General features: G+C 67.6%; 9 protein-coding genes and 1 pseudogene. 7 read left to right on the top strand and 3 right to left on the bottom strand.

Annotation, left to right across the window (positions count from 1 at the left end; genetic code table 11):
* Nucleotides 1–230 precede the first annotated feature (230 nt).
* The 5 genes from mihF (at nucleotide 231) to metK (ending at nucleotide 4,239) form a co-directional block, all read left to right on the top strand.
* Nucleotides 231–551: an integration host factor, actinobacterial type gene (gene mihF, locus WAO18_RS12990; RefSeq protein ID WP_422206676.1), complete on the top strand. Its 321-nt coding sequence runs from the start codon at nucleotides 231–233 to the stop codon at nucleotides 549–551.
* Between the two features lie 72 nt (nucleotides 552–623).
* Entirely contained in the window at nucleotides 624–1,232 is a 609-nt protein-coding gene (gene gmk, locus WAO18_RS12985) for a guanylate kinase (protein WP_422206675.1), read from the top strand.
* 76 nt (nucleotides 1,233–1,308) lie between these two features.
* Complete coding sequence (rpoZ, locus tag WAO18_RS12980) at nucleotides 1,309–1,635, top strand: DNA-directed RNA polymerase subunit omega (RefSeq protein ID WP_422206674.1); 327 nt, start codon at nucleotides 1,309–1,311, stop codon at nucleotides 1,633–1,635.
* 21 nt (nucleotides 1,636–1,656) lie between these two features.
* On the top strand, nucleotides 1,657–2,931 hold the full coding sequence (gene coaBC, locus WAO18_RS12975) for a bifunctional phosphopantothenoylcysteine decarboxylase/phosphopantothenate--cysteine ligase CoaBC (RefSeq protein ID WP_422206673.1): 1,275 nt from the start codon (nucleotides 1,657–1,659) through the stop codon (nucleotides 2,929–2,931).
* A gap of 96 nt (nucleotides 2,932–3,027) precedes the next feature.
* Nucleotides 3,028–4,239 (top strand): methionine adenosyltransferase, encoded by a 1,212-nt coding sequence (gene metK, locus WAO18_RS12970; protein WP_422206672.1) that lies wholly within the window; start codon nucleotides 3,028–3,030, stop codon nucleotides 4,237–4,239.
* A gap of 55 nt (nucleotides 4,240–4,294) precedes the next feature.
* Here the strand turns inward: metK and WAO18_RS12965 are convergent, their stop codons facing one another.
* From WAO18_RS12965 to WAO18_RS12955, 3 genes are read right to left on the bottom strand one after another with little or no spacing between them, the layout of a single operon-like run.
* Entirely contained in the window at nucleotides 4,295–5,782 is a 1,488-nt protein-coding gene (locus WAO18_RS12965; protein ID WP_422206671.1) for a flavin-containing monooxygenase, read from the bottom strand.
* Nucleotides 5,783–5,840: 58 nt separating this feature from the next.
* A complete protein-coding gene (locus tag WAO18_RS12960; RefSeq protein ID WP_422206670.1) occupies nucleotides 5,841–6,800 on the bottom strand; it encodes an alpha/beta hydrolase in 960 nt (319 codons plus the stop codon).
* 9 nt (nucleotides 6,801–6,809) lie between these two features.
* Complete coding sequence (locus WAO18_RS12955; protein WP_422206669.1) at nucleotides 6,810–7,817, bottom strand: alpha/beta hydrolase; 1,008 nt, start codon at nucleotides 7,815–7,817, stop codon at nucleotides 6,810–6,812.
* Between WAO18_RS12955 and WAO18_RS12950 the strand changes: the two genes are divergently transcribed.
* Both WAO18_RS12950 and WAO18_RS12945 read left to right on the top strand, forming a co-directional pair.
* Nucleotides 7,816–8,556, top strand: a complete 741-nt coding sequence (locus tag WAO18_RS12950; protein ID WP_422206677.1) for a lysoplasmalogenase — start codon at nucleotides 7,816–7,818, stop codon at nucleotides 8,554–8,556. The genes WAO18_RS12955 and WAO18_RS12950 overlap by 2 nt on opposite strands.
* A gap of 53 nt (nucleotides 8,557–8,609) precedes the next feature.
* A pseudogene (locus WAO18_RS12945) lies at nucleotides 8,610–9,664 on the top strand (primosome assembly protein PriA); the annotation flags it as partial.

The raw sequence follows: 9,664 nt of genomic DNA, 5'->3' as shown, positions 1-9,664 counted from the left end.
ACGGCGGTGAAAGTAACTGCCCGGCGGCGGCGGGCCGACGGTCGACGGGCACCGTGGCGGGCGTCCCGGACGGCACCTTCTCGACGCCATAAGCTGCGTCTTTGTAGCTTCTACCAGGGGGGCGGGTTAGATTTCGTCTGAAGGCGTGGGTACGGTCGTCAGCGCTGGCTGGACTACCTAGCCGAGACAAACAAATATCGATAGCTGTAGATGATTGATACGGAGGAATCGTGGCCCTTCCCCAGTTGACCGACGAGCAGCGCGCGGCAGCGTTGGAGAAGGCTGCCGCCGCACGCCGAGCGCGAGCCGAGCTCAAGGACCGGCTGAAGCGCGGCGGCACCAATCTCAAGCAGGTGCTGAAGGATGCCGAGACCAACGAGGTCTTCGGCAAGATGAAGGTCTCCGCGTTGCTGGAGGCGTTGCCGAAGGTGGGCAAGGTCAAGGCGCAGGAGATCATGACCGAGCTGGAGATCGCCCCGACGCGCCGTCTGCGCGGCCTCGGCGACCGTCAACGCAAGGCTCTGCTGGAAAAGTTCGACTTCACCGCCTAAGTCGGCGACGATGCAGGCCGCAGGGCCTGAGGGAGAGCCGGGCGACAGCACGGTCATCTTCCAGGAGAGTCGTTGAGCACCGACGGAGGACCGGACGGCAGTCGTGCGGCCGCTACAGGTCGCGTGGTGGTGCTGTCCGGTCCGTCCGCGGTGGGCAAGTCGACGCTGGTCCGCTGTCTGCGTGAGCGGGTCCCAGATCTGCATTTCAGCGTCTCGGCGACCACCAGAGCACCCCGACCGGGTGAAGTCGACGGCGTCGACTACCACTTCGTGACGCCCGGCCGCTTTCAGCAACTGATCGACGACGGTGCTCTGCTGGAATGGGCGGAAATTCACGGCGGCCTGCACCGATCAGGCACCGTGGCCGGACCGGTCCGCGACGCCGTCGCCGCCGGTCACCCGGTTCTCATCGAGGTCGACCTGGCCGGTGCCCGCGCCGTCAAGCAAGCGATGCCGGAGGCAATCACGGTCTTTCTGGCCCCGCCGAATTGGGAGGCGTTGGAAGCCCGCTTGGTCGGTCGCGGAACCGAGACACCCGAGGTGATCGAGCGTCGGCTCGCCACCGCACGCATGGAATTAGCGGCTCAAGACGACTTCGACGAGGTCGTGGTGAACCGTCAATTGGAAACTGCGTGCTCAGAATTGGTATCCTTGCTGGTAACTGCGCCTAACACGGCGTGAGCAGCCAGCCAGACTCGTTTCAGCCTTAGTCGCACACCGTTTTTAAGCCGCTCGAAGCCGCCAGGAGAATATTTACGTGAGTAGTTCGCAGACCGACGCCTCGTTAGCCGCAGTCCCCGACCAGTTCGATACGTCGCCGGGGGGAATCGGTGCCTACGACACGCCGCTGGGTATCACCAATCCGCCGATCGACGAGTTGCTCGCGCGGGTGTCCAGCAAGTACGCCCTGGTGATCTACGCGGCCAAGCGTGCCCGGCAGATCAACGACTACTACAACCAGCTCGGCGAGGGCATCCTCGAATACGTCGGCCCGCTGGTCGAGCCGGGCCTGCAGGAGAAGCCACTGTCGATCGCGATGCGCGAGATTCACAGCGACCTGCTTGAGCACACCGAAGGCGAGTAGCGGAATCGAGGCGGGCTTGCGATGAGCCTCTCGGGTGAGAAACGGACGGACCCCAAGCGGATCGTCGTGGGTGTCGCCGGGGGTATCGCCGCGTACAAAGCCGCCACCGTCGTTCGTCAACTCACCGAGGCGGGCCATCAGGTCCGCGTCATCCCCACCGAGTCCGCGCTGCGGTTCGTCGGTGCCGCCACCTTCGAAGCGCTGTCCGGCGAACCGGTCCAGACCGGGGTGTTCGAAGACGTTCCGCGGGTGCCGCATGTCGCCATCGGCCAAGGGGCCGACCTGGTCGTCGTTGCGCCCGCCACCGCGGACTTGCTGGCCCGCGCCGCGCACGGCCGCGCTGACGACCTGCTGACCGCAACGCTGCTCACCGCGCGATGTCCGGTGCTGTTCGCGCCGGCGATGCACACCGAGATGTGGCAGCACCCCGCGACCGTCGACAACGTGGCCACACTGCGCGGCCGTGGCGCTGTGGTGCTCGAGCCGGCGTCCGGACGGCTCACCGGGGAGGACAGCGGCGCGGGCCGGCTGCCCGAGGCCGAGGAGATCACCACGTTCGTCCAGCTGCTGCTGGAGCGGCACGACGCGATGCCCTACGACCTGGCCGGCGTCAAGATACTGGTGACGGCGGGCGGTACCCGCGAACCGATCGACCCGGTCCGCTTCATCGGCAACCGCAGCTCGGGCAAGCAGGGCTACGCGCTGGCGCGCGTCGCCGCCCAACGCGGCGCCGAGGTCACCCTGATCGCCGGGCACACGGCCGGGCTGATCGATCCGGCCGGCGTCGAGGTTGTGCACGTCAGCTCGGCTCAGCAACTCCGTGACGCGGTGTCCAAACGTGCTCCTGACGTCCACGTGCTGGCGATGGCTGCCGCAGTCGCCGACTTCCGGCCGGCGAACGTCGCGACCGCCAAGATCAAAAAGGGCGCCGAGGAGCCGCAGTCCATCGACCTCGTCCGCAACGACGACGTGCTGGCCGCGGCCGTGCAGGCTCGTGCGGCGGGTCAGCTGCCCAACATGCGAGGGATCGTCGGCTTCGCCGCCGAGACCGGTGACGCAAATGGTGACGTGCTGTTTCACGCCCGGGCGAAGTTGCAGCGCAAGGGGTGTGACCTGCTGGTGGTCAACGCCGTCGGCGACGGCAAGGCCTTCGAGGTGGACCACAACGACGGATGGTTGCTGGCCGCCGACGGCACCGAGTCAGCGCTGCAGCCCGGGTCGAAGACTCTGATGGCCAGCCGTATCGTGGACGCGATCGTCACGTTCTTGCAGAGGGACGCTGGGGACGCCACCTAGCCTCCCTGCTCAGTCGACCGGCCGGTAACATTTACCGGCTGACGGATATGGTTTGTCTAACTAACGTTTTCAACATGGGCTTAGAAGGGTGAGGGTGTGAGCGAAAAGGGTCGGTTGTTCACCAGCGAATCGGTGACCGAGGGGCATCCGGACAAGATCTGTGACGCGATCAGCGACTCGGTGCTCGACGCGCTGCTGGCGGGGGACCCCAGCTCACGTGTCGCAGTCGAGACGCTCGTGACCACCGGGCAGGTTCACGTGGTCGGCGAGGTGACGACGTCAGCCAAGGAAGCCTTCGCCGACATCACCAACACCGTTCGGAAGCGCATCCTCGACATCGGCTACGACCACTCGGACAAGGGTTTCGACGGGGAGACGTGCGGTGTCAACATCGGCATCGGCCGTCAGTCGCCTGACATCGCTCAGGGCGTCGACACCGCGCATGAGACCCGCGTCGAGGGCGCCGCGGACCCGCTCGACTCGCAGGGCGCCGGAGACCAGGGCCTGATGTTCGGCTACGCGATCAACGACACTCCTGAGTTGATGCCGCTGCCGATCGCACTGGCCCACCGGCTGGCACGTCGGCTGACCGAGGTGCGCAAGAACGGCACGCTGCCCTACCTGCGCCCGGACGGCAAGACGCAGGTCACCATCGAGTACGAGGACGATGTCCCGACCCGACTCGACACCGTGGTGGTGTCGACCCAGCACGCCGACGGCATCGACCTCGAGAAGACGCTGGATCCCGATATCCGCAAGCACGTGCTCGAGACCGTCCTCAAGGAACTCGCTCACGAGACGCTGGACTCCTCGTCGACGCGCGTCCTGGTCAACCCGACCGGGAAGTTCGTCGTCGGCGGGCCGATGGGTGACGCCGGCCTGACCGGCCGCAAGATCATCGTCGACACCTACGGCGGCTGGGCCCGCCACGGCGGCGGCGCCTTCTCTGGCAAGGATCCGTCCAAGGTGGACCGGTCGGCCGCGTACGCGATGCGCTGGGTGGCCAAGAACATCGTCGCCGCCGGCCTGTGCGAGCGGGTTGAGGTTCAGGTCGCCTACGCGATCGGCAAGGCCGCCCCGGTCGGCCTGTTCGTCGAGACGTTCGGCACCGCGATCGTCGACCCGGTCAAGATCGAGAAGATCGTGCCCGAGGTGTTCGACCTGCGTCCCGGAGCGATCGTGCGCGACCTGGACCTGTTGCGTCCGATCTACGCGCAGACGGCCGCGTACGGCCACTTCGGCCGCACCGACATCGACCTCCCGTGGGAGCGTCTCGACAAGGTCGACGACCTCAAGCGCGCCATCTAGCTAAAATCCGTGAAGGCCCCGGCCACGCCACGCGTGCGGGGGCTTTACGTAGGTCCTAGCCGGTGAATCGGTAGTCGGCGAGGTCGAAGCGACGGCTACGCCAGTAGACCTCGAAGGTGTTCGCGGGCCGCAGCGCCACATCGCCGTTTTTGTCGAAGTAGTAGCTGTTGGCCGTCCGGCAGCTGTCCTGCCAGAACACCTGGCGGTGCCGACGGCTCAGCTGCTCGGCGAAGTAGCGGGCGTTGGCCTCCTCGGTGATCTCGACCCGAGTGGCGCCACGCTGCTGAGCCCGTTTCATGCAGCGCACCATGTGGTGGGTCTGCGCTTCGATGAGCGCGAAGTAGGACGACCCGACGTAGCCGTACGGGCCCATCGTGCTGAAGAGATTGGGGAAGCCGGGAATTGTCGTCCCCTCGTAGGCCTGCGCCCGGTTCTCCTCCCAGAATTGGGTCAACGCCCGGCCGCCGCTGCCGGTGACCGCGAAGGTCGGCATGCTGTCGGAGTCGAAGACGTGAAAACCGGTGGCCAGCACGAGCACATCGATTTCGTGGCTGGTGCCGTCGGTGGTGGCCACCGACGACGGAGTGATCTTGTCGATCGGTTGCGTCACCAGCCGAACGTTGTCGCGGTTGTACGTCGACAGGTAGCTGTTGTGGAAACCGGGCCGTTTGCAGCCGATCGCGTACTGCGGGGTGAGTTGCTTGCGAACCACCGGATCCCGCACCTTCCGGCGCAGATAGGCGCGGCCCATCGACTCCATCCACCTGGCCAGCGGGTACACCGTGAAGTACTGCGCGGGGAGGGGAAAGGTCACCTCGACGTAGGTCTGGGTGATCAGCCGCTGCAGTGTCTTGGCGCCGGGCAGGCGCAGCGCCCAGTGCGCCGGCTTGGGCAGCGGCACGTCGAACTTCGGAAAGCACCAGATTGGCGTCCGCTGAAATACCGTTAGCTCCTTGACAATTGGTGCGATCCGGGGGATCAGCTGTACCGCCGAGGCGCCGGTGCCGATCACCGCAACCCGCTTACCGGTCAAGTCCAGGTTGTGGTCCCAGCGGGCGGTGTGCACGGCGGCGCCGCCGAAGGAGTCGACGCCGTCGATGTCCGGCGGCTTGGGCACGGTCAGCACACCACTGGCGTTGAACACGAAGCGCGCGGTGACTTCGCCGCCGGGATCGGTTTGCACCCGCCACAGTGACCGCTCGTCGTCCCACTCGACCCCGAGGACCTTGGTGTTGAACCGGATTTTCGACCGGATCCCGTACTTGTCGGTGCAGTGTTCGGCGTACGCCTTCAGTTCTCCGCCGCGCGCGTAGGTGCGCGACCAGTCCGGGCGCTGCTCGAACGAGAACTGATACGAAGCCGACGGAATGTCCACGGCGATACCGGGATAGGTGTTCCAGTACCAAGTGCCGCCGACCTCGTCGCCGGCCTCGACAATGACGTAGTTGCCGAATCCCTCTTGATCGAGTTTGATCGCGGCGCCGATGCCGGAGAACCCCGCGCCGACGATCAGGCAGTGGTAGTCGGGCCGATTGTCGTTCACCGGTACCTCCATCGTGAGCGGCTACATCCGGTTAGTCGATACCGACGGTATCGCGTATCTAGTGCAGTGCCGCTCTCAGGGCGGCCAGCCCGCGGTTGGTCGCCTCGGCGGCAGCCGGTATCAACAGCGCGAAGCTGGCATAGCCGTGCACCAGGGAGCCTTCGTTGCTCAGCTCGGCGGGCACACCGGCGGCGTTGAGCAGCTCCGCGTAGAGGGCGGCGTCGTCACGCAGCGGATCGTGTTCCGCGCTGCCGATGAACGCCGGCGCCAGCCCGGAGAAGTCCTCGGCGTTGCACGGCGCAAGGGCGGCCGGCAGTGTTTTCGGATCGCTGATGTCGACTCCGGGTATGTACCAGCTCAGGAAGGCGTCGATGACGTCGCGGTCCAGGATCGGCGCGTCGGCGTTCTCGGTGAACGACGGCAGCGACATGTCGGCGGTGATGGTCGGATACCAGAGCAGCTGGAACGCCAACTGAGGTCCGCCTGCGTCGCGGGCCCAGTGCGCCATCACTGCGGCCAGGTTGCCGCCGGCCGAGTCGCCGGCGACGGCGATCCGGCTGGGGTCGCCGCCCAGTTCGGCGGCATGCTCGGCGACCCACTGCAGCGCGGCCCAGCAGTCGTTCAAGCCGGCCGGGAAGGGGTGTTCCGGGGCCAGTCGGTAGTCGACGGACACTACGATGGCGTCCGCGCTGACGGCGTGTGCGCGAGCCACCGGATCGTGGGTGTCGAGGTCGCCGAGCGCAAAGCCACCGCCGTGGTAGAAAACGACGATCGGCAGGGTGTCATCGTCGGCTGACGGCCAGTAGATCCGGACCGGGATGTCGGTGACGTCGCCGTGCCCGATGGTGCGGTTTTCGATGCGCAGATCCGGCAGCATCTCCGGAGGTGCTTGCAGCTGGCGCAGTTTGGCGCGCGCGGCCTCGACACCGTCGGAGGCTTTGAAGGTCAGCGGGAACACGTCGACCAGTGCTTTCAGCGTCGGGTCGATCTGGGGTCGGGTGATGGTCGGCTCCGTCATGGGCCTACCTTACGTAGCGGCGCGCGGCGACGATGCAGAGCGGAGCGATGAGGAGGAGCCGGGCGGTCGGTCCGAGTGCAGCGCGGCGCGCAGTGCGGCCAGCCCGCGGTCCATCGCTTCCGTGGCGGCGGGGACCACTCCGGCATAGCCGAGATACCCGTGCACCATCGATGTGGCGTTGTGCACCTCGACGGGAACGTCGGCGGCGGCGAGCAGGTCGCCGTAGCGTGCTCCGTCGTCGCGCAATGGATCCAGGCCGGCGACACCGATGTAGGCGGCGGGAAGATCGGCCAGGTTTGCGGCCCGTCCGGGCGCGATCCCGGGCGGGGGATCGAACAGGTCGATCTCGCCGGCGTAGTAGCGGCTGAATGCGGCGACCGCCGCGCTATCCAGAACGGGCGCGCCGGCGTTTTCGGTGAACGAGGGCAGCGACGAATCCCACAGCGTGGCCGGATACCACAACAGCTGGAACCGGATTGGCGGCCCACCCTCGTCGCGGGCCCGCTGCGCGATCACCGCCGAGATGTTGCCGCCGGCCGAATCGCCGGCCACCGCCAGGCGACTCGCATCGGCGCCGATCTCGCTGCCGTGCTCGGCCACCCATTGCGTTGCGGCCCAGGCGTCGTCGATCGCCGCGGGGTAGGGATGCTCGGGCGCCAACCGGTACTCGACCGACACCACCACCGCCGAGGCGCCGACGGCGTGCTGGCGACAGGTGCCGTCGTGGGTGTCGAGATCGCCGACGACGAAACCGCCGCCATGGAAGAACACCGCCACCGGCGGCGCGGTGTCATCGGTTGGCGGCCAGTAGATCCGGATGTTTATCGGCCCGGCCGGCCCGGTGATGGCGCGGTCTTCCACCCGAAGCTCCGGGTAGAAGGTGCGCCGCGGCAGATCTCGCAGCTGCCGGCGGGCCACGTCGACGCCGTCCTCGGCGGATAACCGGAACGGAACAGCGTCCAGTACCTTCTGCAGGATGGGATCGATGACGGATCCGGGGCCGTCGACGCTGGGCATGCAGACACCGTACGCACCGCGGGTCGTGCTCGGTGCCTGGGTGGCCGCCGGGTGGGCCGGCCTCGCCTACGGGGTGTTTTTGACCATCACGGCGTTGCGTTTCCCGCCGGGTGCGGAGCTCACCGGGCAATGGGTCGCCCAGCCGGCGTTCAAGGCATCGATGGCGTTGTTGCTGGCCTTGGCGGCGGCCGCGCATCCGATTGTTCGCGAGCGGCGCTGGCTGATGTTGGCGCTGCTGTTCTCGGCGGCCGGCGACGTGCTGCTGGCCATTCCGTGGTGGGCGGCCTCGTTTGTGCTGGGTCTGGCCTCATTTCTGTTGGCGCACTTGTGTTTTCTTGGTGCGTTAGTGCCTTTGGCGCGAGGATCACGACAGTCGGATCGGTCGCGGGCTCGCTGGGGCGCGGTGGGATTGATGTGCGCGGCCTGCGTTGGCCTGCTGGTGTGGTTCTGGCCGCAACTGGTCCGTGACGGTCTGACTATTCCGGTCACGGTGTACATGCTGGTGCTGGCCGCCATGGTGTGTGCGGCGCTGCTGACGCGGCTGCCGACACTGTGGACGGCGGTTGGCGCGGTCTGCTTTGCGGGCTCGGACGCGATGATCGGCATCGGCCGGTTCGTGCTGGGCAGCGAGGCGCTGGCGGTACCGATCTGGTGGCTGTACGCGGCCGCGCAAATCTTGATCACCGCGGGCTTCTTCTTCGGTCGAGTGTCGACCGTCTCTGCTACACCTGGCGAGTGACCACGCGGACCCGGCAGCCCGCTGCTTTCGAGCCGATTGCGCGGGTGTTGCCGATGTTGTCGGTGCCGCACCTAGACCGCGAATTCGACTACCTGGTGTCCGCGGAGCAATCCGACGACGCCCAGCCCGGTGTGCGGGTGCGGTTGCGATTCCACGGCCGGCTGGTCGACGGCTTCATCCTGGAGCGCCGCACCGAGACCGATCACGTCGGCAAGCTGGCCTGGCTGGATCGCGTGGTGTCGGCCGAGGCGGTGCTCACTCCAGAGATCCGTCGGCTGGTCGACGCCGTCGCGGCGCGCTACGCCGGCACCCGCGCCGACGTGCTCCGTCTGGCGATCCCGCCCCGACATGCGAAGGTCGAAGGCGAAACCCGAAGTCCACCAGTGCTTTCCGCGGTCGCCCCCGTCGACCGGGCGGCGTGGGAAACCTATGGCAGTGGGGGACAGTTCCTTACGGCGCTGGCCGAGTCGCGTGCCGCCCGCGCGGTGTGGCAGGTGCTGCCGGGTGACTCGTGGGCCGATCGGTTCGCCGAGGCCGCAGCGCAGACCGCGAGCACCGGCCGTGCGGTGTTGGCCGTCGTGCCGGATCAGCGCGGCGTGGACACCTTGTTTCGGGCCGCGACGTCGTTGCTCGACGAAGCCGGGGTGGTGGCGTTGTCGGCGGGCCTGGGCCCGGCCGCTCGCTACCGGCGCTGGCTGGCCGCGCTGCGGGGCGACGCGCGCCTGGTGATCGGCACCCGCAGCGCGGTATTCGCGCCGGTATGCGACCTGGGTCTGGTGATGGTGTGGGACGACGGCGACGACACGCTGGCCGAGCCACGGGCCCCGTACCCGCATGCTCGCGAGGTGGCGATGCTGCGTGCTCACCAGATGCGGTGTGCCGGGCTGATCGGGGGATATGCCCGCACCGCCGAAGCCCATGCGCTGGTGCGCAGCGGATGGGCGCACGACCTGGTCGCTGCCCGTCCGGTGGTGCGCTCGCGTTCGCCGCGGGTGGTAGCCCTCGACGACGGCGGCTATGCCGACGAGCGCGATCCCGCGGCGCGCACCGCACGCCTGCCGTCGGTCGCGCTGCGCGCCGCCCGCTCGGCGTTGCAGGCCGATGCGCC

The sequence above is a fragment of the Mycobacterium sp. genome, assembly GCF_049278535.1.
GTDB lineage: Bacteria > Actinomycetota > Actinomycetes > Mycobacteriales > Mycobacteriaceae > Mycobacterium.
This window is presented reverse-complemented; position numbering and strand designations above follow the sequence as displayed.

What these genes read in the sequence shown, in the direction of transcription:
- WAO18_RS12955 (WP_422206669.1), bottom strand. Translation starts at nt 7,817, where the DNA reads ATGCCCAGCGTCGACGGCCCCGGATCCGTCATCGATCCCATCCTGCAG.
- coaBC (WP_422206673.1), top strand. Translation starts at nt 1,657, where the DNA reads ATGAGCCTCTCGGGTGAGAAACGGACGGACCCCAAGCGGATCGTCGTG.
- WAO18_RS12960 (WP_422206670.1), bottom strand. Translation starts at nt 6,800, where the DNA reads ATGACGGAGCCGACCATCACCCGACCCCAGATCGACCCGACGCTGAAA.
- WAO18_RS12950 (WP_422206677.1), top strand. Translation starts at nt 7,816, where the DNA reads ATGCAGACACCGTACGCACCGCGGGTCGTGCTCGGTGCCTGGGTGGCC.